The sequence below is a fragment of the Serratia sp. HNCC26DJ244 genome (assembly GCF_057180565.1).
In genome coordinates, this window is sequence record NZ_JBXUGO010000002.1 from 170167 (window position 1) to 193815 (window position 23649).

General features: G+C 50.8%; 20 protein-coding genes. All 20 read left to right on the plus strand.

The window, feature by feature from the left end; translation table 11 throughout:
• Window positions 1-414: 414 nt before the first annotated feature.
• The 20 genes from leuO (at window position 415) to lpxC (ending at window position 23646) form a co-directional block, all read left to right on the plus strand.
• A complete protein-coding gene (gene leuO / locus AC2A06_RS02345; protein ID WP_484379234.1) occupies window positions 415-1362 on the plus strand; it encodes a transcriptional regulator LeuO in 948 nt (315 codons plus the stop codon).
• A 145-nt stretch (window positions 1363-1507) separates the two neighbouring features.
• Window positions 1508-3226: an acetolactate synthase 3 large subunit gene (gene ilvI, locus AC2A06_RS02350; RefSeq protein WP_484379235.1), complete on the plus strand. Its 1719-nt coding sequence runs from the start codon at window positions 1508-1510 to the stop codon at window positions 3224-3226.
• Window positions 3226-3720 carry an acetolactate synthase small subunit gene (gene ilvN, locus AC2A06_RS02355; protein WP_023492111.1) on the plus strand — a complete coding sequence of 165 codons (495 nt, stop codon included), beginning with the start codon at window positions 3226-3228 and terminating at the stop codon, window positions 3718-3720. The genes ilvI and ilvN overlap by 1 nt, the downstream gene beginning before the upstream one ends.
• A gap of 391 nt (window positions 3721-4111) precedes the next feature.
• The gene (gene cra / locus AC2A06_RS02360) at window positions 4112-5116 is read left to right on the plus strand and encodes a catabolite repressor/activator (protein ID WP_484379236.1); all 1005 of its coding nucleotides are present in this window, start codon (window positions 4112-4114) and stop codon (window positions 5114-5116) included.
• 618 nt (window positions 5117-5734) lie between these two features.
• Entirely contained in the window at window positions 5735-6193 is a 459-nt protein-coding gene (gene mraZ / locus AC2A06_RS02365; protein WP_116726857.1) for a division/cell wall cluster transcriptional repressor MraZ, read from the plus strand.
• 2 nt (window positions 6194-6195) lie between these two features.
• A complete protein-coding gene (rsmH, locus tag AC2A06_RS02370; protein WP_484379237.1) occupies window positions 6196-7137 on the plus strand; it encodes a 16S rRNA (cytosine(1402)-N(4))-methyltransferase RsmH in 942 nt (313 codons plus the stop codon).
• Window positions 7134-7454, plus strand: a complete 321-nt coding sequence (gene ftsL, locus AC2A06_RS02375; RefSeq protein ID WP_023488953.1) for a cell division protein FtsL — start codon at window positions 7134-7136, stop codon at window positions 7452-7454. The genes rsmH and ftsL overlap by 4 nt, the downstream gene beginning before the upstream one ends.
• 33 nt (window positions 7455-7487) lie before the next feature.
• Window positions 7488-9254: a peptidoglycan glycosyltransferase FtsI gene (locus tag AC2A06_RS02380; RefSeq protein ID WP_484379238.1), complete on the plus strand. Its 1767-nt coding sequence runs from the start codon at window positions 7488-7490 to the stop codon at window positions 9252-9254.
• Window positions 9241-10728: a UDP-N-acetylmuramoyl-L-alanyl-D-glutamate--2,6-diaminopimelate ligase gene (murE, locus tag AC2A06_RS02385; protein ID WP_023488951.1), complete on the plus strand. Its 1488-nt coding sequence runs from the start codon at window positions 9241-9243 to the stop codon at window positions 10726-10728. Before AC2A06_RS02380 ends, murE begins: the two co-directional genes overlap by 14 nt.
• Window positions 10725-12086 carry a UDP-N-acetylmuramoyl-tripeptide--D-alanyl-D-alanine ligase gene (murF, locus tag AC2A06_RS02390; protein ID WP_484379239.1) on the plus strand — a complete coding sequence of 454 codons (1362 nt, stop codon included), beginning with the start codon at window positions 10725-10727 and terminating at the stop codon, window positions 12084-12086. The genes murE and murF overlap by 4 nt, the downstream gene beginning before the upstream one ends.
• Complete coding sequence (gene mraY / locus AC2A06_RS02395; RefSeq protein WP_473196023.1) at window positions 12080-13162, plus strand: phospho-N-acetylmuramoyl-pentapeptide-transferase; 1083 nt, start codon at window positions 12080-12082, stop codon at window positions 13160-13162. The genes murF and mraY overlap by 7 nt, the downstream gene beginning before the upstream one ends.
• A 2-nt stretch (window positions 13163-13164) precedes the next feature.
• Window positions 13165-14484 carry a UDP-N-acetylmuramoyl-L-alanine--D-glutamate ligase gene (gene murD, locus AC2A06_RS02400; protein WP_484379240.1) on the plus strand — a complete coding sequence of 440 codons (1320 nt, stop codon included), beginning with the start codon at window positions 13165-13167 and terminating at the stop codon, window positions 14482-14484.
• 2 nt (window positions 14485-14486) lie between these two features.
• A complete protein-coding gene (gene ftsW, locus AC2A06_RS02405; RefSeq protein WP_152554889.1) occupies window positions 14487-15683 on the plus strand; it encodes a cell division protein FtsW in 1197 nt (398 codons plus the stop codon).
• A 3-nt stretch (window positions 15684-15686) separates the two neighbouring features.
• Window positions 15687-16754, plus strand: coding sequence for an undecaprenyldiphospho-muramoylpentapeptide beta-N-acetylglucosaminyltransferase (gene murG, locus AC2A06_RS02410; RefSeq protein WP_484379241.1), 1068 nt, complete (start codon window positions 15687-15689; stop codon window positions 16752-16754).
• Window positions 16755-16904: 150 nt separating this feature from the next.
• A complete protein-coding gene (gene murC / locus AC2A06_RS02415; RefSeq protein WP_023488945.1) occupies window positions 16905-18380 on the plus strand; it encodes a UDP-N-acetylmuramate--L-alanine ligase in 1476 nt (491 codons plus the stop codon).
• Window positions 18373-19293: a D-alanine--D-alanine ligase gene (locus AC2A06_RS02420; protein WP_023488944.1), complete on the plus strand. Its 921-nt coding sequence runs from the start codon at window positions 18373-18375 to the stop codon at window positions 19291-19293. The genes murC and AC2A06_RS02420 overlap by 8 nt, the downstream gene beginning before the upstream one ends.
• Before the next feature lies 1 nt (window position 19294).
• Window positions 19295-20110, plus strand: a complete 816-nt coding sequence (gene ftsQ, locus AC2A06_RS02425) for a cell division protein FtsQ (protein ID WP_484379242.1) — start codon at window positions 19295-19297, stop codon at window positions 20108-20110.
• Window positions 20111-20143: 33 nt separating this feature from the next.
• The gene (ftsA, locus tag AC2A06_RS02430; RefSeq protein WP_116726845.1) at window positions 20144-21400 is read left to right on the plus strand and encodes a cell division protein FtsA; all 1257 of its coding nucleotides are present in this window, start codon (window positions 20144-20146) and stop codon (window positions 21398-21400) included.
• Window positions 21401-21471: 71 nt separating this feature from the next.
• A complete protein-coding gene (gene ftsZ / locus AC2A06_RS02435; RefSeq protein ID WP_023492281.1) occupies window positions 21472-22626 on the plus strand; it encodes a cell division protein FtsZ in 1155 nt (384 codons plus the stop codon).
• A gap of 102 nt (window positions 22627-22728) precedes the next feature.
• A complete protein-coding gene (lpxC, locus tag AC2A06_RS02440; RefSeq protein ID WP_023492282.1) occupies window positions 22729-23646 on the plus strand; it encodes a UDP-3-O-acyl-N-acetylglucosamine deacetylase in 918 nt (305 codons plus the stop codon).
• The last annotated feature ends 3 nt before the right edge of the window (window positions 23647-23649 follow it).

The window sequence follows — 23649 nt, forward strand, 5'->3', positions numbered from 1 at the left end:
ATTCCTGTTAGCAAAAAATCGAGTAAGTCTGATCGATGTGTATAATTTCGAAAGTAATTATATTCATAGCATCAATCAGTTGGCTTTTTATATCAGTTATTTATATCTATATAGACTAAATAATTCGAACTAATAGGAAGGCGTTAAGTGTCGTTAAGATCGAGCAAGTGCCGATTTTAACCGCGCTGGCGCTAACCTATGGAGAGCATCAGGGTGAGGGTTTATAAGTCCAGGAGCATGATAGCTGAGTGCCTAGGGTGATGAATTTACCGGTGGTAGATTTGAATGTCGCTAATGTACAGGCAAATTGAAGTATAACAAGCATATGGCGTTGGAATGATTAGGTGTTACCTTGAGTATATTATTCCTGTCAGATGTTGATAATTACCTGCATGGGACTTAGTGGGGTTAGAAATGTCCGAAAATAATTCAGAAGATATTTTATTAAAAAAGACCAGTGATATTAATTTGCGCGGTGTTGATCTTAATTTACTGACGGTTTTTGATGCAGTCATGCAAATGCAAAATATTACACGGGCGGCAAATTCATTAGGGATGTCACAACCAGCGGTGAGTAACGCAGTGGCACGCCTGAAGGTGATGTTCAATGATGAGCTCTTTGTACGCTTTGGTCGTGGCATAAAACCCACCAGACGTGCATATCAACTCTTCGGCCCAGTTCGCCAGGCGTTGCAACTGGTGCAGAATGAATTGCCTGGCGCTGGGTTTGATGCTTTGAGCAGTCAGCGTCATTTCAAACTCTCAATCTGCAGCCCATTGGATATTCGATTAACTGCAAAAATAATTAATAGTATCAAAGAAATGGCTCCGGGCGTGCAACTGCAGACTCAGTCTTATCTGAACCATAATATCGAACATCAATTACGTTATCAGGAAACGGAGTTTGTGATCGCTTATACCCATTTTGGGCATGCGGAACTGAAAAGTATCGCGTTATTTGACGATGAGCTCACTCTGGTAGCGGCTAAATCACACTCGCGCTTGGCGGGCAGTGTGACGCAAGAGGAAATGCTCGCTGAGCAGCATGCAGTCATCTCTATGGATCGCTTTTGCTCTTTCAGTAAACCCTACTATCTTGATACTGCTTTACAAAGAAGCATTACCCAGCAATGTACCGATCTGTTTAGTGTACTGAATATCGTGGCAATGACCGAAATGGTAGCCATTACCCCACGTTGGTTTGCTGAGCAACATGCCAAAGAGCTGAACTTAAAATTGCTGGCATTACCTTGGGAAAAAAACAGTGTGACCTGTTATCTTTCTTGGCATGAGTCTGCCGAGCGTGATAAGGGCCACCAATGGATGAGGTCTGTGCTTGGTCAATCCGGTTTATTGTGTTAATTAAGTATTCAGGCTTATGCAGATTGCGGCCGACAACCCTAGCCGCTTGAATGGTGACGGGGATATATAATATTTTGGGGTAATTCCCTGTAACGGGCGCTATGTTTTAGCGTCAGATAAGCTCTGTAAGCCTGGAGGCAAACCCATGGAAATGTTGTCAGGAGCTGAGATGGTAGTCCGATCATTAATTGATCAGGGCGTTCAGCATATATTCGGCTATCCGGGCGGGACGGTGCTCGATATCTATGACGCCTTGCATACGGTTGGTGGGATTGACCATATTCTGGTGCGGCATGAGCAGGGGGCGGTGCACATGGCTGACGGCTATGCGCGCGCAACGGGCAAAGTAGGGGTGGTGCTGGTCACCTCTGGCCCCGGTGCCACCAACGCGATTACCGGGATTGCCACCGCTTATATGGACTCCATTCCGCTGGTGGTCCTTTCCGGCCAGGTTCCCACTTCACTGATTGGTTATGATGCTTTTCAGGAGTGCGACATGGTGGGGATCTCCCGCCCGATAGTGAAACACAGTTTCCTGGTCAAGCGTGCCGAAGATATTCCTACGGTATTGAAAAAAGCGTTCTATCTGGCGGCTACCGGGCGTCCAGGGCCAGTGGTTGTCGACCTACCCAAGGATGTTGTCTCTCCCGCCGTTAAAATGCCTTATTCCTACCCGCAAGATATCAGCATGCGTTCTTATAACCCGACGGTACAGGGTCACCGAGGGCAGATAAAGCGGGCATTACAGACTATTCTGGCGGCTAAAAAACCGATTATGTACGTGGGTGGCGGGGCGATTAATTCAGCCTGTCATGACGAACTGCTGCAACTGGCAGAAACACTGAACTTACCGGTGACCTGTACCTTGATGGGATTAGGGGCATTCCCGGGGTCACACCGTCAAAGCGTGGGTATGCTGGGCATGCACGGCACCTATGAAGCAAATAATGCCATGCACCATTCAGACGTGATTTTCGCCGTCGGGGTGCGTTTTGATGATCGAACTACCAACAATCTGGCCACCTATTGTCCGAATGCCACCGTGTTACATATTGATATAGATCCGACTTCCATTTCAAAGACCGTAGATGCCGATATTCCGATCGTCGGGGATGCCAAGCAGGTACTGACACAAATGTTGGATCTGTTGCCGCAAGATGGTAAAGGGCAAGACGTTGATGCGCTGTGTGACTGGTGGAAAACCATTGAGCAGTGGCGAGCGCAAGATTGCCTGAGTTATGACAAAAACAGTGGCACCATCAAACCTCAAGCAGTGATTGAAACGCTATACCGCCTGACCAAAGGTGAAGCCTATGTGACTTCAGATGTGGGGCAACATCAGATGTTTGCCGCGCTCTATTATCAGTTCGATAAACCTCGCCGTTGGATTAATTCCGGTGGCCTGGGAACCATGGGCTTTGGCCTACCAGCAGCACTCGGCGTGAAACTGGCGCTACCCGACGAAACGGTAGTGTGTGTGACTGGCGACGGCAGTATTCAGATGAACATTCAAGAGCTTTCCACCGCGTTGCAATACAATTTGCCGGTGGTGGTGGTTAACTTGAATAACCGTTATCTCGGTATGGTCAAGCAGTGGCAGGACATGATCTATTCTGGACGCCATTCACAATCTTACATGGATTCACTGCCTGATTTTGTCAAGCTGGCGGAGGCTTACGGTCATGTCGGTATTGCCATCCAAACGCCGGATGAACTGGAAAGCAAGTTGGCACAGGCATTAGCTGAGAAACAGCGTCTGGTGTTTGTCGATATCACCGTCGATGAAACGGAACATGTTTATCCAATGCAGATTCGCGGCGGAAGCATGGATGACATGTGGTTAAGCAAAACGGAGAGAACCTGATGAAGCGCCGTATCTTATCTGTATTACTGGAAAACGAATCTGGTGCCTTGTCCCGAGTGGTCGGGCTGTTCTCCCAACGTGGCTATAATATCGAAAGTTTGACGGTTGCACCTACCGATGATCCGACATTGTCACGTATGACGATCCAGACGGTTGGGGATGAAAAAGTCCTGGAACAGATCGAGAAGCAACTACACAAACTGGTGGATGTGCTGCGTGTTACTGAACTTCTTCCTGGGTCTCATGTTGAACGTGAAATCATGCTGGTGAAACTGCAAGCCAACGGTTATGGACGGGAAGAGGTTAAACGTAGCACTGATATCTTCCGTGGTCAGATCGTTGATGTGACTGCGGCGCTTTACACGGTACAACTGGCCGGTACGAGCGAAAAGCTGGATGCATTTCTCAACGCTGTGCGTGATGTAGCGGAAATTGTTGAAGTGGCGCGCTCGGGGATTGTTGGTGTCTCCCGTGGTGACAAGATAATGCGCTAACACGGCTCAACAAATCCCAGATTGATTCAAGTTGCAGTTAGGCTGAGTTACCTCGTTGGCCACCAGCGGTGCTCACGTGGCATTGTCGGCGCAGCCTAAGAGATTGTCGCTTTGAGTGAGACTGGGCAAATTCTATTTCAGGGGGTGGCTTGCCATCCCCTGTTTTTATTGGTTTTTTCCCTGTTTGTTGGTGCCTTGCTGCAAAAGCAGTTGCGAGCGGGAGTTTTCTGCTGTTAGATCGCAAAGTGTGGTTTGAATAACCACTGTAATTTAGGGGATTATTTATCCTGCCTGTTACAAATCACCGTTTGTAGATTGCAATCAGGAAGTCATAGGGAAAGACAATTCCACAATTTTCAGTTCTATTTGCAGCGCTATTAAAGGGGTTAACGTGAAACTGGATGAAATCGCGCGGCTCGCCGGTGTTTCGCGCACTACGGCCAGTTATGTCATCAATGGCAAGGCGAAGCAGTATCGCGTCAGCGATAAAACCGTCGAGAAAGTGATGGCTGTGGTCAGGGAGCATAATTATCACCCCAATGCGGTTGCGGCTGGGTTGCGCGCGGGTAGAACCCGTTCAATCGGTTTGGTGATACCCGACCTTGAAAATACCAGTTATACCCGTATTGCTAATTATCTCGAACGGCAGGCGCGTCAACGTGGTTATCAATTGTTGATCGCCTGTTCAGAAGATCAACCCGATAATGAGATGCGTTGTATTGAGCATCTGCTGCAACGTCAGGTGGATGCGGTTATCGTTTCTACGGCATTACCGCCGGAGCACCCTTTTTATCAACGCTGGGCTAATGATCCTTTTCCGATTATCGCGTTGGATCGCGCCTTGGACAGAGAACATTTTATCAGCGTGGTGGGGGCTGATCAGGAAGATGCTTTTGCCTTGGCGCAAGAGTTGCGTTCTTTCCCCGCTAAATCAGTGCTTTATCTTGGGGCGTTACCTGAGCTTTCGGTCAGTTTCCTGCGTGAGCAAGGTTTTCGCCAAGCTTGGCAGGATGATGAACGCCAGGTGGACTATCTCTATGCCAACAGTTATGAACGCGAAGCCTCTGGGGCACTGTTTGCAGAGTGGTTGAAAACGCATCCGATGCCACAGGCGTTGTTTACCACCTCGTTCTCTTTGTTGCAGGGGGTCATGGATGTGACCTTGAAACAGTACGGGCGCTTGCCGACAGAGTTGGCTATTGCCACCTTTGGCGATCATGAATTGCTGGATTTCTTGGAGTGCCCCGTGCTTGCTGTTGCTCAGCGGCATCGCGAGGTGGCTGAGCGGGTACTGGAACTGGTGTTGGCTAGTCTTGATGAGCCCCGTAAACCCAAGCCAGGTATGACGAGTATCCGTCGTAATTTGTTCCGGCGTGGTAGCCTGAGCCGTAAGTAAATCAATCGGAGTAGCATAGTTCCGTCGTCACCTAAGCAGAGGGAGGCGACTTGGCAGATTCTTGTAAGACAGCAGCGAGAATTTGCTCAGGAGTTGATAGGGCAAATGGGCTGATTTCCAAAAAATAAGTAAGATTATTTGCCCTTAATTGTAATTAATTGTTTTTCACTGGGATTTATCTCATTTAGCGGGTTGCAAGTTTATGCGGCTTCGCGACGAAGCAAGTTCCTAACAAATTGTTAAACCTGATGATTGTAACAAGTAGAACCGTGTAATTAACCAGGGGATAGATGACTGGAAGGGGAAAGATTGATCCTGTTAGGGTGAAAATGAGACCAGGATTACAGAAGAAGGTCATGAGTTATTTAATGACTAGGTTGTATTTTTTTTCGTCGTTTTTTTGCGATTTTAAAATTTCTCTATTTAATCATGGTGTTAATTTACGTACCTTCAACAAATAATGTTCCTTCCGTGAACCAGCCCCCAGAATGAAGATAGAAATATTGCCAAACCGCTACTGCTCTGGCTTGACAAGGTTTTCATACCCTCCGTAAACTCACTTATGTGGGAAATTGTGGTGTAAAGTGGTGAAAAGGGTCGTAGGGGGGTAGATCGGGTATGTTCCGTGGGGCAACGATGGTTAACCTCGACAGTAAAGGTCGGCTTGCCGTACCAACCCGTTATCGGGATTTACTGAATGAGGAGTCGCAAGGTCAAATGGTTTGCACCATCGACCTCCATCAGCCCTGTCTGCTGCTTTATCCACTATCCCAGTGGGAAATTATTGAGCAAAAATTGTCCCGTCTTTCGAGCATGAATCCCGCAGAGCGTCGCGTCCAGCGCTTACTGTTGGGGCATGCCAGTGAGTGTCAGATGGATAATGCCGGTCGGTTGTTGTTAGCCAGTACGCTGCGCCAACATGCCGGGCTCACCAAAGAAGTGATGCTGGTTGGGCAGTTCAACAAGTTTGAACTGTGGGATGAACAGACCTGGTATCAACAAGTCAAGGATGATATCGACGCTGAACAGTTCGCTCAGGAACCATTGTCTGAGCGGCTACAGGACTTGTCACTATAAGCATGTTAGCAAGTTATGAACATAGAACCGTACTGTTGGATGAGGCCGTGAATGGTCTCAACATTCGCAGTAACGGCATATACATCGACGGTACTTTTGGCCGCGGTGGTCATTCCCGTCTGATTCTGTCCCAATTGGGGCCGGAGGGGCAACTGTTGGCGATTGATCGCGATCCACAGGCGATTGCAGCGGCCCAACTTATTGAAGATAAACGTTTTACTATCATACATGGCCCGTTTTCCGATTTATTGAGTTATGTGCAAACACGGGATCTGGTGGGCAAAATTGATGGTGTGCTGCTCGACTTGGGGGTTTCTTCGCCACAATTAGATGATGCCGAGCGCGGGTTCTCCTTTATGCGTGATGGCCCGTTGGATATGCGCATGGACCCTTCCAGCGGTCAATCTGCTGCTGAGTGGTTAATGAGGGCCGAGGCTGATGATATCGCCTGGGTGTTGAAAACCTTTGGTGAAGAGCGTTTTGCCAAGCGTATTGCTCGCGCCATTGTGGAGAGAAATCGCCAAGAACCGATGACGCGTACCAAACAATTGGCCGATCTGATCGCTAATGCCAGCCCGATTCGTGAAAAGCATAAACACCCAGCCACACGTAGTTTCCAGGCCATCCGTATCTACATCAACAGTGAGTTGGAAGAGATTGAACGGGCGCTGAATGGGGCGCTGGCGGTGCTGGCACCACAAGGTCGTTTATCCGTCATCAGTTTTCATTCTTTGGAAGACCGCATCATCAAACGTTTTATGCGTCATCACAGTCGTGGTGCGCAAGTGCCAGCAGGTATCCCGCTGACTGAAGCGCAGTTACGTGAGATGGGCGGGCGCACGCTGAAAACGTTGGGCAAAATGATGCCCTCTGAAATGGAAGTGGCGGAAAACCCTCGAGCGCGTAGCTCGGTGCTGCGAGTTGCTGAGAGGTTGCCGGCGTGATTGGCAATGAGCGTCACAGCCTGGCAGGTGTAATTGGCGGTGATTTACTGCGTAATGCCAAGATCCCGCTGATTTTATTAGTTGCAGTAATGGTTTCAGCCATGTTTGTGGTCACTACCGCGCACCGTACCCGTTTACTGACAGCTGAGCGTGAACAACTGGTGCTGGAGAAAGATGCGCTGGATATTGAGTGGCGCAATCTGATTTTGGAAGAGAATGCACTGGGTGATCATAGTCGTGTTGAGCGGATCGCCACTGAAAAACTGCAGATGCAACATGTTGATCCATCGCAGGAAAATATCATTGTTAAACCGTGAATGGTTTGGCTGAATTGGAGTAAAAGGTAACGCATGAAAGCTGTAAGCCCCGGTAAATTGAAACGCCAGGAAGAGCAGGCCAGTTTTGTTAACTGGCGTTTTGCGTTGCTATGCAGTTGTATCTTGTTCGCGCTGGTGGGGTTGGTGTTGCGTATGACTTATTTGCAAGTGATCAACCCCGAACAACTGGTGAAACAAGGCGATATGCGTTCTCTGCGCGTGCAAGAGGTTCCAACAGCACGTGGTATGATCAGTGATCGCTCTGGTCGCCCACTGGCCGTTAGCGTACCGGTGAATGCTATCTGGGCCGACCCCAAAGAGCTTAACGAGCGTGGTGGTATCACGCTGGATTCGCGGTGGAAGGCGCTTTCCGATACGTTAAAAATCCCACTAGACCAACTCGCCAAACGGATTAATGCCAACCCTAATGGGCGCTTTGTCTATCTGGCGCGTCAGGTTGATCCGGCTATTGGTGACTATATTCACAAGTTGAAACTGCCTGGTATCTATCTGCGCCAAGAGTCACGCCGTTATTACCCGGCAGGACAAGTCACCGCACATATCATCGGCGTCACCAACATTGATGGTGCCGGCATAGAAGGGGTTGAGAAGAGCTTCGATCGCTGGCTGACCGGGCAACCTGGTGAACGTACTGTACGTAAAGACCGCTATGGGCGTGTTATTGAGGATATCGATTCTGTTGATAGCCAAGCAGCGCACAATTTGGCATTAAGCATTGATGAGCGTTTGCAGGCGCTGGTTTACCGTGAGCTGGATAATGCCGTCGCCTTCAACAAGGCAGAGTCAGGTACTGCGGTATTGGTGGATGTTAACACCGGTGAAGTACTGGCGATGGCCAATAGCCCTTCCTATAACCCGAACAATATGGCCGGTACGCCGAAAGATACCATGCGTAACCGTGCGATAACCGATATTTTTGAGCCTGGTTCTACCGTGAAACCGATGGTGGTAATGACGGCATTGCAGCATGGCGTAGTGAAAGAAAACAGCGTGCTCGATACCATTCCTTATCGCATCAGTGGCCATGAAATTAAAGATGTGGCCCGCTATTCGGAATTGACGTTGACCGGGATCTTACAGAAGTCGAGTAACGTTGGTGTTTCAAAACTGGCGTTAGCGATGCCCTCCTCAGCGTTAGTAGATACTTACTCACGTTTTGGTTTGGGAAAAGCGACCAACTTGGGGCTGGTCGGAGAAAGCAGTGGCTTATACCCAAAAAAACAACGGTGGTCTGACATAGAGAGGGCCACCTTCTCTTTCGGCTACGGGCTAATGGTAACACCGTTACAGTTAGCGCGAGTCTATGCCACGATCGGCAGCCTGGGCATTTATCGTCCACTGTCGATCACCAGAGTTGACCCTCCTGTTGCTGGTGAGCGAGTCTTTCCTGAGTCTACAGTGCGTTCCGTGGTGCACATGATGGAAAGTGTGGCGTTACCCGGTGGTGGTGGGACAAGGGCTGCCATCAAAGGCTATCGTATTGCCATCAAGACGGGTACCGCCAAGAAGGTTGGGCCGGATGGTAAATATGTGGACAGATATATCGCCTATACCGCCGGTGTGGCACCCGCAAGTCAACCTCGTTTTGCGCTGGTGGTGGTCATCAATGACCCGCAGGGTGGGAGTTATTATGGTGGTGCAATTTCTGCACCGGTGTTTGGAGCCATCATGGGGGGAGTGTTACGGATCATGAATATTCAGCCTGATGCTCTGCCTGCCGGTGATAAAAGCGAACTGGTTATTAACAATAAAAAAGAGGGTCCAGGTGGCAGAACGTAATTTGCGCGATTTGCTCGCGCCGTGGGTGCCAGAAGCACCGGCGTGCCAGCTTAAAGAGATGATACTCGACAGCCGTATAGCAGCTGCCGGGGATCTGTTTGTTGCTGTTGTCGGTCATCAAACGGATGGTCGCAGTTATATTCCGCAAGCTATCGCGCAAGGCGTTGCCGCCATTATTGCCGAGGCAGAAGGCCAGGCTGAAGATGGTACCCTTTGCCAAATCCATGGCGTACCGGTGATTTATCTGAGCCAACTCAACCAACGCCTGTCGGCGCTGGCTGGGCGTTTTTACCATCAACCCGCCGAGCGTCTGCGTTTAATTGGTGTGACTGGCACTAATGGCAAAACCACCACCACGCAATTGCTGGCCCAATGGAGTCAGTTGTTGGGTGAAACCGCTGCGGTTATGGGAACGGTGGGGAATGGTTTGTTGGGTCAGGTTTGCCCCACTGAAAATACCACCGGTTCAGCGGTTGATGTACAGCATGTACTGAGCGACCTGGTGGAACAAGGTGCCACCTTGGCGGCGATGGAGGTTTCTTCTCATGGTTTGGTGCAGCACCGTGTGGCTGCGCTGCCCTTTGCTGCTGCCGTATTTACTAATTTGAGCCGTGATCACCTGGATTATCATGGCGATATGGCCAGTTACGAAGCCGCTAAATGGTCACTGTTCGCAGAGCATCAAGTGGGGCAGATGATTATCAATGCTGATGATCCCGTGGGGCAACGCTGGCTGGAAAAACTGCCAAATGCAGTGGCTGTTACCATGGAAGATCAACTGCCATCAGGCAACGCTCGTCGTTGGCTGAAAACTACCCTGGTAAATTACCACGACAATGGTGCCACCCTCCATTTCAGCTCAAGTTGGGGTGATGGAAAGATAGAAAGCCGCCTGATGGGGGCATTCAATGTGAGCAACCTGATTCTGGCCTTGGCGACACTGCTGTCGCTGGACTATCCCCTTGATGAGTTGGTTAAGTCGGCCGATCAATTACAACCGGTTTGTGGTCGTATGGAAGTGTTTAATGCGCCAGGCAAAGGAACGGTAGTGGTGGATTATGCCCACACCCCTGATGCACTGGAAAAAGCCTTACAGGCTGCTCGCTTGCACTGCCAGGGGCAACTGTGGTGCGTGTTTGGTTGTGGGGGAGATCGCGACAAAGGTAAGCGCCCACTTATGGGAGCCATTGCTGAGCAGTTCGCTGATCGAGTGGTGGTGACCGATGATAACCCACGTACTGAAGAACCGCAGTCGATTATCAACGATATTCTGGCCGGATTGCTTGATGCTGGGCGTGTGCAGGTGATTCATGGCCGTGCAGAAGCGGTGACCAGTGCCATTATGCAAGCAAAACAACAAGATGTGGTATTGGTGGCAGGGAAAGGCCACGAGGATTACCAACTGGTGGGGAACCGTCGGCTGGATTACTCCGATCGTACCACGGTCGCACGCTTGCTGGGGTTACTGGTATGATCACGCTAACTCTTCAGACATTGGCGGCAGTATTGGATGCCGAGTTGATCGGTGACGATGGTCAAATTACTGAGGTGACAACCGATACTCGTCAGGTGACGCCTGGTTGCCTGTTTGTGGCATTAAAAGGGGAGCGTTTCGACGCTCATGACTTTGCCAACAATGCGGTAACCGCAGGGGCCGGGGCTCTGCTGGTGAGTAAGCGCTTATTGGTGGGGGTCCCGCAATTGGTGGTGAACGATACCCGTTTGGCGTTGGGGCAGTTGGCTGCCTGGGTGCGTCAGCAGGTGCCAGCCAAAGTGGTGGCACTGACCGGGTCATCGGGTAAGACTTCCGTGAAGGAAATGACGGCGGCCATTCTGCGTCAGTGCGGTGAGGTGCTGTATACCGCAGGTAACTTTAACAATGATATCGGTGTGCCGTTAACATTATTGCGTTTGCAGCCACAGCATGATTTTGCCGTGATCGAATTGGGTGCAAACCACATTGGTGAGATTGCTTATACCACTGCACTGACGCAACCGCAGAGTGCACTGGTCAATAATCTGTCAGCTGCACATCTTGAAGGTTTCGGTTCACTGGCTGGGGTGGCGCAAGCGAAAGGGGAGATCTTTTCAGGTTTGCCAACCGATGGTGTAGCGATCATCAATGCCGAGAATAACGACTGGCAACACTGGCAACATCAGTTGCAGGGGCAGACAGTGTGGCGTTTTTCCCCACAGGCAGCGGAGTCGGTGGATTTTTTTGCCAGCGATATTCAGGTGCAAGGCGGTGTGACCGATTTCACCTTACACAGTCCATTTGGTACAGCCGCTATTACGTTGCCATTACCGGGTCGCCATAATGTGGCCAATGCGTTGGCGGCAGCGGCCTTGGCGATGTCAGTGGGTGCCCCGTTGGCGGCGGTGAGCGCAGGGTTGAAACAGCTTCAGGCGGTGCCGGGGCGTTTATTCCCCGTGATGTTGGCGGAAGGCAAACTGCTGCTGGACGACAGCTATAACGCCAATGTCGGTTCCATGAAGGCGGCGGCACAGGTTTTGGCAGAGATGCCGGGTTATCGTGTGATGGTGGTGGGTGATATGGCTGAGCTGGGTACTGAAGCTGAAGCTTGCCACCGCCAGGTCGGTGAAGCTGTTAAGTTGGCGGGTATCGATAAAGTCATCAGTGTCGGCAAGTTGAGTAGCATACTGAGTTCTGCCGCAGGTAACGGTGAGCATTATCAGGATCAGAGTGCAGTGATCGCGCGAGTAGCGGAATTACTGTCAGCACATGCGGTAATTACCGTGTTAATCAAAGGTTCACGTAGTGCCGCAATGGAGCAGGTAGTACGCGCGTTACAGGAGAAAGCACCATGTTAGTTTGGTTGGCTGAGTACTTGGTCAAATATCACTCAGGTTTTAACGTCTTTTCTTATCTGACGTTCAGAGCCATTGTCAGCCTGTTGACTGCGCTGTTTATCTCTTTATGGATGGGGCCGCGGGTGATCAAACGGTTGCAGGAGCTCTCCTTTGGTCAGGTGGTGCGTAACGATGGGCCAGAGTCGCATTTTAGTAAACGCGGTACGCCGACGATGGGGGGGATCATGATCCTGACCTCGATCACTATTTCTGTGCTGATGTGGGCTTACCCCTCCAATCCTTACGTGTGGTGTGTTCTGTTTGTCTTGGTGGGTTACGGTATCGTTGGATTTATCGATGATTATCGCAAGGTGGTGCGCAAGGATACCAAAGGATTGATTGCCCGTTGGAAGTACTTCTGGCAATCGGTGATTGCACTGATTGTAGCGTTCACCATGTATGCCATTGGGAAAGACACGCCAGCCACTGAGCTGGTGGTGCCATTTTTTAAGGACATCGTGCCACAGCTTGGCTTGCTGTATGTGTTACTGGCGTATTTTGTGATTGTGGGCACCAGTAACGCAGTTAACCTCACCGATGGCCTCGATGGCTTGGCAATTATGCCAACCGTATTGGTTGCGGCTGGTTTTGCGTTGGTGGCCTGGGCTACCGGTAACATGAATTTTGCCAGCTATCTGCATATTCCTTATCTGCGTCATGCCGGTGAACTGGTTATCGTTTGTACCGCAATTGTTGGGGCTGGTTTAGGTTTCCTGTGGTTTAACACCTATCCGGCGCAAGTGTTTATGGGGGATGTGGGCTCATTAGCGCTGGGTGGGGCGCTGGGCACCATCGCTGTGCTGTTACGGCAAGAGTTTTTGCTGGTGATTATGGGGGGCGTGTTTGTAGTTGAAACATTGTCGGTGATCTTACAGGTGGGATCATTCAAGCTCCGTGGCCAACGTATTTTTCGTATGGCACCGATTCACCATCACTATGAATTGAAAGGCTGGCCAGAACCCCGCGTGATTGTACGTTTCTGGATTATTTCGCTGATGCTGGTGCTAATTGGCCTGGCGACGCTGAAGGTGCGCTGATTATGGTGGATTATCAGGGTAAAAAAGTCGTTATTATCGGGTTAGGCTTAACTGGCCTCTCCTGTGTTGATTTTTTTATGACTCGCGGCGTGATACCGCAGGTGATGGATACCCGTATTTCGCCACCCGGGGTGGATAAACTCCCGGCAAGCGTCGAGCGGCATCTTGGCTCTTTAAATCTGCAATGGCTACTGGCGGCGGATTTGATTGTCGCTAGCCCAGGTGTCGCATTGACAACACCCGCTTTGCAGGCTGCCGTTGATGCCGGGGTGGAAATTGTCGGTGATGTGGAGTTGTTTTGCCGTGAGGCCAAGGCACCGATCGTGGCGATCACCGGCTCCAATGGCAAAAGTACCGTGACGACCCTAGTGGGCGAAATGGCCCAGGCCGCGGGTTGGGTCGTGGGGGTCGGGGGTAACATCGGCTTGCCAGCCCTTAATTTGTTACGCCAGGATTGCCAACTTTATGTGTTGGAGCTGTCGAGCTTCCAACTGGAAACCACCAAGAGCTTACATGCTGCTGCAGCCACTATCCTCAACGTGACCGAAGACCATATGGATCGCTATCCACTTGGTTTGCAGCAGTATCATGATGCTAAATTGCGCGTCTATGAAAATGCTGCGGTTTGTGTCGTCAACGCGGATGATGTCTTGACTATGCCTGCTCAGGGGCCTGACCAACGCTGTGTCAGTTTCGGGGTTGATGTGGGTGATTATCATTTAAATCATTATCAGGGGGAAACCTGGCTGCGTGTTAATGGCGAGAAAGTTCTCAATACCCGTGAGATGAAACTGGCGGGGCGTCATAACTACACCAACGCGCTTGCTGCTCTGGCTTTGGCAGATGCCGTCAAGTTGCCACGAACCTCCAGTTTGAATGCGTTGACGACCTTTACTGGCCTGCAACACCGTTTCCAACTGGTGTGGGAGCATCATGGTGTTCGCTGGATTAATGATTCAAAAGCGACCAATGTGGGCAGCACCGAAGCGGCACTGAATGGCTTGCAGGTAGACGGCACGCTCCACCTGTTGCTGGGCGGGGATGGTAAGTCGGCGGATTTCTCGTCATTGGCGCGTTATCTGCAGGGTGACAATCTGCGGCTGTACTGTTTTGGGCGCGATGGCGCACAGCTGACAATGCTGCGGCCAGAAGTGGCGTTATTGACTGAAACCATGGAGCAGTCCATGCAGGTCATTGCCCGTCAGGTGAAACCTGGCGATATGGTGTTGTTATCACCGGCCTGTGCCAGCCTGGATCAGTTCCGTAATTTTGAAGTGCGTGGCAACGAGTTTGCTCGCCTGGCGCGGGAGCTTGGCGGATGAGGCTGCGTATACCGACGTTTGGCCTGACTAACAAACTGAAAGACTGGGTAATGGGCTCGCGTGAGCACGATTCAGCCAACATGGTGCTGTATGACCGTTCCCTGTTGTGGCTGACCTTGGGTCTGTCGGTTGTTGGTTTTGTGATGGTGACGTCGGCTTCGATGCCTATTGGCCAGCGTTTGGCTGATGATCCTTTTTTGTTTGCCAAGCGTGATGCGCTCTATCTTGGTTTGGCCATTGCATTATCCATCGTGACGCTACGTATTCCCATGGAAGTGTGGCAGCGTTACAGCAACGTTATGCTGCTGGTTTCAATGGTGATGTTGGTCATTGTGTTGGTGGTGGGCAGTTCAGTCAATGGCGCATCGCGTTGGATTTCACTCGGTCCATTGCGCATTCAACCGGCGGAATTATCCAAATTGTCGCTGTTTTGTTACCTATCAAGTTATCTGGTGCGCAAAGTTGAAGAAGTGCGTACTAACTTCTGGGGTTTCTGTAAGCCGATGAGTGTGATGGTGGTTCTGGCGGTATTGCTATTGGCACAGCCGGATCTGGGTACGGTAGTGGTGCTGTTTATCACCACGCTGGCGATGCTGTTTTTGGCTGGTGCTAAAATGTGGCAGTTCCTGGCGATCATCGGTTCCGGCGTGTTTGCTGTAGGGTTGCTGATCATTGCTGAACCTTACCGTATGCGTCGCGTGACCTCATTCTGGAATCCATGGGCTGACCCGTTTGGCAGTGGTTACCAGTTAACTCAATCATTGATGGCATTTGGCCGCGGTGAGCTTTGGGGGCAAGGTCTGGGGAACTCGGTGCAGAAACTGGAATATCTGCCAGAAGCCCATACCGACTTTATCTTCTCTATTTTAGGTGAGGAACTAGGCTATATCGGTGTGGTTCTTGTCCTGTTAATGGTATTCTTCGTCGCCTTTCGTGCCATGTCGATTGGCCGTAGAGCATTGCAGATTGACCAGCGGTTCTCTGGCTTTCTGGCATGTGCTATCGGGGTTTGGTTCAGTTTCCAAGTACTGGTTAACGTTGGGGCAGCGGCGGGCATGTTACCCACCAAAGGGTTGACGTTACCACTTATCAGTTATGGTGGCTCAAGCCTGTTGATTATGTCGACGGCACTGGTGCTGTTGTTACGCATTGATTATGAAACACGTCTGACTAAAGCTCAGGCGTTTGTGAAGAGGTAGCGGATGAGTGGCAAAGCTAAGCGTTTAATGGTGATGGCAGGTGGTACCGGGGGGCATGTCTTCCCTGGGCTGGCAGTTGCACATCATCTGATGGCGCAGGGCTGGCAGGTCCGTTGGTTGGGTACCGCAGACCGAATGGAAGCGGATCTGGTGCCTAAGCATGGGATCGAAATTGATTTTATCCGTATCTCTGGCTTGCGCGGTAAAGGGCTGAAGGCGCAATTAATGGCGCCAATACGCATTTGGCGTGCGGTAGGTGAGGCCAAGGCGATTATGTGCAGCTATCAACCGGATGTGGTGCTGGGAATGGGGGGATACGTTTCCGGCCCTGGTGGCCTGGCGGCTTGGTTGTGTGGTATCCCGGTGGTGTTGCATGAGCAAAATGGTATCGCTGGCCTGACCAACCGCTGGCTGGCAAAGATAGCCAAGAAAGTGTTACAGGCATTTCCCGGTGCGTTTCCCGATGCGGAAGTGGTTGGTAACCCGGTGCGGACTGATGTTTTGGCGTTGCCTCTTCCTGAAGAGCGTTTGAGTGGGCGGGATGGGCCGACGCGAGTGCTAGTCATTGGCGGCAGCCAAGGGGCTCGGGTATTGAACCAGACCGTTCCTGAAGTCGCGGCACTGTTGGGTGATAGAATAACGCTCTGGCACCAGGTCGGTAAGGGGGCTTTACCAATGGTATTAGAGGATTACCAACGGGTAGGGCAAACCGGGCATAAAGTGACCGAGTTTATCGATGATATGGCTGCTGCTTATGCCTGGGCCGACGTCGTGTTATGTCGTTCTGGCGCATTGACGGTAAGTGAAGTGGCCGCGGCTGGTTTACCCGCCATTTTTGTGCCATTCCAACATAAAGACCGCCAGCAATACTGGAATGCTCGCCCGCTGGAGCAGGCGGGTGCGGCGAAGATTATTGAACAGCCGCAGTTTACTGCCGATGTGGTGGCTGAACTGCTGGCAAGTTGGGACCGCCCAAGGTTATTGGCAATGGCGGAAAAGGCCCGTGCGGTTGCCATCCCGGATGCTACCGAGCGTGTGGCGGCTGAAATTACCCGTTTGGCAGGGGCTTAATAAGTTATTCAAAATGTATGGCATATTTTACTGGGCTAGTTGAGAAGTAGGTTAGACCCGGGTTTAGGCAAGGTGCAGTTAGAACATCTGTAGCTTGAATAACAATGAGTATCAATAGAGTTCGCAGATAGAACCCGAATAGAGAGAGTGATGAATACACAACAGTTGGCGAAACTACGTACTTTCGTGCCTGAGATGCGACGCGTTCGGCACATTCACTTTGTTGGCATTGGTGGTGCTGGCATGGGGGGGATCGCCGAAGTGTTGGCTAATGAAGGTTACCAGATTAGTGGTTCCGACTTGGCACCTAATCCGGTAACTCAACAATTGAGTGAACTTGGGGCGACCATTTATTTCCATCACCGGCCAGAAAATGTGTTGGATGCCAGTGTGGTTGTGGTTTCCACCGCTATTCCCGCTGATAACCCGGAAATTGTCGCCGCCCGTGAGGCGCGTATTCCGGTGATCCAGCGTGCTGAAATGCTGGCGGAGTTGATGCGTTATCGTCATGGTATTGCCATTGCCGGTACCCACGGAAAAACGACCACCACGGCGATGGTGAGCAGTATTTATGCGGAAGCTGGTCTTGACCCGACTTTTGTCAACGGTGGGTTGGTGAAGTCAGCAGGTACCCATGCACGTTTGGGATCCAGCCGTTATTTGATAGCGGAAGCCGATGAGAGCGATGCGTCATTCTTGCATCTGCAACCGATGGTGGCGATTGTCACCAATATCGAAGCTGACCATATGGATACTTACCAGGGCAATTTCGAGAATCTGAAACAGACATTTATTAACTTCCTGCATAATTTGCCGTTCTATGGCCGTGCAGTGATGTGTATTGATGACCCGGTAGTGCGTGAGTTACTGCCTCGGGTAGGGCGTCATATCACCACTTATGGTTTTAGCGAAGATGCTGATGTGCGGGTAGATAACTACCGTCAGGTTGGGCCGCAGGGCTATTTTACGCTGATTCGCCAGGATAAACCGCTAATGACGGTGACCCTGAATGCCCCTGGCCGCCATAATGCGCTGAATGCCGCCGCCGCCGTGGCCGTGGCTACAGAGGAAGGCATTAGTGATGACGCCATACTGCGTGCGTTGGCGGGTTTTCAGGGAACAGGGCGCCGCTTTGATTTCTTGGGGGAATTCCCACTGGCAGCGGTCAATAAGTCGTCAGGCAGCGCGATGCTGGTGGATGATTACGGACACCACCCGACAGAAGTGGATGCCACTATCAAGGCTGCCCGTGCCGGTTGGCCAAGTAAGCGTTTGGTGATGGTGTTCCAACCGCATCGTTATACGCGTACTCGTGATCTGTATGATGATTTTGCCAATGTGTTGTCACAAGTTGATGTTTTGCTGATGCTGGATGTTTACCCTGCGGGTGAAGCGGCGATCCCTGGTGCTGATAGCCGCAGTTTGTGCCGTACTATTCGCAATCGCGGCAAACTCGATCCGATCCTGGTGTCTGATGTGGACACTCTACCGGCGACGTTGGCACAATTGTTACAAGATGATGACCTAGTGTTGGTGCAAGGAGCCGGTAATGTCGGTAAAATTGCGCGCAAATTGGCCGAGCTGAAGCTGGTACCACAGAATAAAGAGGAGGAACATCATGACTGATAAAGTTGCTGTACTGTTGGGTGGTACCTCCGCAGAGCGTGAAGTTTCACTGCAATCAGGCGCTGCCGTGCTGGCAGGGTTGAAAGAAGCTGGGGTTGACGCTTATGCCGTGGACCCCCGTGATTTCCCCGTTACTCAACTGAAAGCAGAGGGTTTCACCAAGGTATTTATTGCCCTACATGGTCGTGGTGGTGAAGATGGCACGCTGCAGGGGGTGCTGGAGTTTCTACAACTGCCTTATACCGGTAGTGGTGTCATGGCTTCGGCACTGACCATGGATAAATGGCGCACTAAAATGGTGTGGCAATCCATGGGGTTGCCAGTGGCACCTTATGTGGTATTGAATCGTCAGCAATACCAGGGCGCAGAACGGCAGAGTTTGTTGGCCGCCATTGAATTACTCGGCTTACCCTTGATCGTCAAGCCAAGCCGTGAAGGTTCCAGCGTGGGGATGAGCAAAGTCTCTGAACCCAACGCGCTTGACAGTGCATTGGAAGCGGCTTTTGTCCATGATGATGATATTCTGGTGGAGAAGTGGCTGAGTGGCCCGGAATATACTGTTGCGATCCTGGGTGACCAGGTATTGCCTTCTATCCGCATCCAACCTGCAGGCATATTTTACGATTATCAGGCGAAATACATAGCTGATGATACGCAATATTTTTGCCCAAGTGGTCTGAATGCGCAGCAGGAAGCCGATTTGGCACAGTTGGCATTACGCGCTTATCGTGGGTTGGGTTGTCGCGGCTGGGGCCGTGTTGACGTTATGCAGGATAGCGATGGCAGCTTCTACCTGTTGGAGGTGAATACCTCCCCGGGCATGACCAGCCACAGTCTGGTGCCAATGGCAGCTCGTCAGTCTGGCTTAACATTCTCGCAACTGGTTGCGGGGATTTTGGCGTTGGCAGACTAAAATGTCGCAGGCAGCGCTGAATGTGCGTGGTCGTGAAGCAGACAATGGCCCGCGCCGCAGCAATGGAACCCAGTTGGCAGGAATCATTTTCCTGCTGATGGTACTGGGAACCATTTTAGGTAGTGGCTGGATAGTGCTTGGCTGGATGAAAGATGCCAGCCGTCTGCCGCTCTCTAAGTTGGTGGTGACAGGGGAACGGCATTACACCACTAACGATGATATTCGTCAGGCGATCTTGGCGTTGGGTGAACCAGGAACGTTTATGACACAGGACGTGAATGTCATTCAGCAACAGATTGAGCGGATACCCTGGATTAAGCAGGCCAGTGTGCGTAAACAGTGGCCGGATGAGCTGAAAATCAATCTGGTGGAGTATGTCCCAGTTGCACATTGGAATGATTTACATATGGTCGATGCGGATGGCAAATCATTCAGCGTACCGTTAGAACGGTTAGGCAAGCAGAAATTACCGCTGCTCTATGGCCCGGAAGGCAGCGAACAAGATGTTCTCGAGGGGTATCGCGAAATGAACAGCGTGTTAGCGGCCAGTAAGTACCGGCTTAAAATGGTTGCGATGACAGCGCGCCATTCTTGGCAGTTGGCTTTAGAAAACGATGTTAGGCTCGAACTGGGGCGTGATGACCGTATCGGGCGTTTACAGCGGTTTATTGGGCTTTATCCGGTGTTATTGCAGCAGGCACAGGCAGAAAACCAACGTATCAGTTCTGTCGATCTACGTTATGACTCCGGTGCTTCGGTCGGTTGGGCACCGGCGTTTATCGAGCCGCAGGCAGCAAGTGATCTGCCAAAACAGTAATCAGCAACAGAATCAAGCACAGGCAAAACAACAATGATCAAGTCGACGGACAGAAAACTGGTAGTTGGACTGGAGATCGGTACGGCAAAGGTCTCCGCATTGGTAGGGGAAGTTCTGCCCGATGGCATGATCAATATTATTGGCGTAGGCAGTTGCCCCTCTCGTGGTATGGATAAAGGCGGGGTTAATGATCTTGAGTCAGTAGTCAAGTGTGTACAGCGGGCGATTGATCAAGCTGAACTGATGGCTGACTGCCAGATTTCTTCAGTCTATCTGGCGTTATCGGGTAAACATATCAGTTGTCAGAATGAGATTGGCATGGTGCCTATTTCTGAAGAAGAAGTGACGCAGGAAGATGTGGAAAATGTGGTGCATACGGCCAAGTCAGTCCGTGTGCGCGATGAGCATCGCATTCTGCACGTGATCCCGCAGGAATACGCCATTGATTATCAGGAAGGTATCAAGAATCCGGTCGGGTTATCCGGTGTGCGTATGCAGGCTAAAGTGCATTTGATCACTTGCCATAATGATATGGCGAAAAATATTGTCAAAGCGGTTGAACGTTGTGGTCTGAAAGTTGACCAACTTATTTTCGCCGGTCTGGCTGCCAGTTATGCCGTACTGACTGAAGATGAACGTGAACTCGGTGTCTGTGTGGTGGATATCGGCGGTGGTACAATGGACATGGCGGTTTATACTGGTGGCGCGTTGCGTCATACTAAAGTTATTCCTTACGCCGGGAATGTGGTTACCAGCGATATCGCTTATGCTTTTGGTACGCCGCCTGCAGACGCTGAAGCGATTAAAGTTCGGCATGGCTGTGCCCTTGGTTCTATTGTCAGCAAGGATGAAAGTGTAGAGGTACCCAGCGTTGGCGGGCGTCCTCCTCGTAGTCTACAAAGACAGACACTGGCGGAAGTGATTGAGCCTCGTTATACCGAGCTGTTAAATTTGGTTAACGATGAAATTTTGCAATTGCAGGAACAACTCAGGAGCCAAGGGGTGAAGCATCATCTGGCAGCAGGTATTGTGTTGACCGGTGGTGCCGCTCAGATAGATGGACTGGCAGCCTGTGCGCAACGGGTATTCCATACTCAGGTACGTATCGGCCAGCCTTTGAACATCACAGGGCTAACGGATTATGCGCAAGAGCCATACTATTCCACTGCGGTGGGGCTGTTGCATTATGGAAAAGAGTCTCACCTGAACGGTGAAGGCGAAGTAGAAAAACGCGCTTCAGTGGGCAATTGGTTTAAACGTATCAATAGCTGGCTGAGAAAAGAATTTTAATGTTTTAACAAAGAGATCATCTGGATGTCGTTTTATGATCTCGCAGCGACAGGCAAAAACGGAGAGAAATTATGTTTGAACCGATGGAACTAACCAATGACGCGGTGATTAAAGTCATCGGCGTCGGCGGTGGCGGTGGCAACGCCGTTGAACACATGGTGCGAGAGCGCATTGAAGGTGTGGAATTCTTCGCTGTTAATACAGACGCTCAGGCGCTACGTAAAACGGCGGTGGGTCAAACCATTCAGATTGGTAACGGTATTACCAAAGGTCTGGGGGCCGGTGCGAACCCGGAAGTCGGTCGCAATTCAGCAGAAGAAGATCGTGAAGCCTTGCGCGCAGCACTCGAAGGTGCAGACATGGTCTTCATTGCAGCCGGAATGGGCGGCGGTACCGGTACCGGTGCTGCGCCAGTGGTGGCTGAAGTAGCAAAAGATTTAGGGATTCTGACTGTGGCGGTAGTGACCAAGCCTTTCAATTTTGAAGGCAAGAAGCGCATGGCATTCGCGGAACAGGGTATTGCTGAACTGTCCAAGCATGTTGACTCGCTGATCACTATCCCGAATGACAAACTGCTCAAGGTGCTGGGTCGCGGTATCTCTCTGTTGGACGCGTTCGGTGCAGCTAATGACGTGCTGAAAGGTGCTGTACAGGGCATTGCTGAGTTGATTACTCGCCCAGGATTGATGAACGTTGACTTTGCCGACGTGCGTACTGTCATGTCTGAGATGGGTTATGCGATGATGGGTTCTGGCGTAGCCTCTGGTGAAGACCGTGCTGAAGAAGCAGCAGAAATGGCCATTTCCAGCCCACTGCTGGAAGATATCGACCTGTCTGGTGCGCGTGGCGTGTTGGTCAACATTACTGCTGGCTTCGATCTGCGTTTGGATGAGTTCGAGACAGTAGGTAACACCATTCGTGCTTTTGCATCCGACAACGCGACTGTGGTGATTGGTACGTCGCTGGATCCTGAAATGAACGACGAATTGCGTGTAACGGTGGTGGCGACAGGTATCGGGATGGATAAGCGTCCTGAAATCACGTTGGTGACTAATAAGCAGGCCAGCCAGACTGTAATGGATCATCGTTACCAGCAGCATGGTATGTCACCCTTGCAGCAGGAAGTAAAACCTGCCGCTAAAGTGGTGAATGATCAGACCGCGCAGCCAAGCAAAGAGCCTGACTATCTCGATATTCCAGCTTTCCTGCGTAAGCAGGCAGACTGAATATAACCGATAATTTGGCATCTCCGCTCTTTGTGCTAGACTGTCCTACCAGTTTTTACTATGTTAGGGCTGGCAGGATTGATAATATTGCGAGATAACACGATGATCAAACAGAGGACATTAAAACGTATTGTCCAAGCGACAGGGGTCGGTTTACATACCGGCAAGAAAGTTACGCTGACAATGCGTCCCGCACCGGCGAATACCGGGGTCATCTATCGTCGCACTGACCTGAATCCACCGGTTGATTTTCCGGCTGATGCAAAATCCGTGCGTGATACCATGCTCTGTACTTGCCTGGTTAACGAGTATGACGTACGTATTTCTACTGTTGAGCACCTTAATGCCGCATTGGCAGGCTTGGGTATTGATAACATCATCATTGAAGTTGATGCTGCTGAAATCCCAATCATGGATGGTAGCGCCAGCCCGTTTGTTTTCTTACTGATGGATGCCGGTATTGAAGAGCTGAGTTCAGCAAAGAAATTTCTGCGTCTGAAAGAGACAGTGCGTGTTGAAGATGGTGACAAGTGGGCGGAGTTATCCCCTTACAACGGGTTCCGTCTCGATTTTACTATTGACTTCAACCATCCAGCTATTGATGCCAGTACGCAGCGTTATCGCCTTGATTTTTCTGCCGATTCGTTCGTGCGTCAAATCAGCCGAGCGCGTACTTTTGGTTTTATGCGTGATATTGAATACTTGCAATCCCGTGGCTTGGCCTTAGGGGGCAGTTTCGATTGCGCTATTGTCGTGGACGACTATCGAGTCTTGAACGAAGACGGCCTGCGCTTCGAAGATGAATTCGTTCGCCACAAAATGCTGGATGCCATTGGTGATCTGTTTATGTGTGGCCACAATATTATAGGCGCTTTTACCGCCTATAAATCAGGGCACGCACTGAACAACAAGTTGTTGCAAGCCGTTCTGGCAAAACAGGAAGCTTGGGAATTTGTGACATTCCAGGATGAGGCCGAAATGCCATTGGCATTCAAGGCACCATCAACCGTATTGGCATAAGCC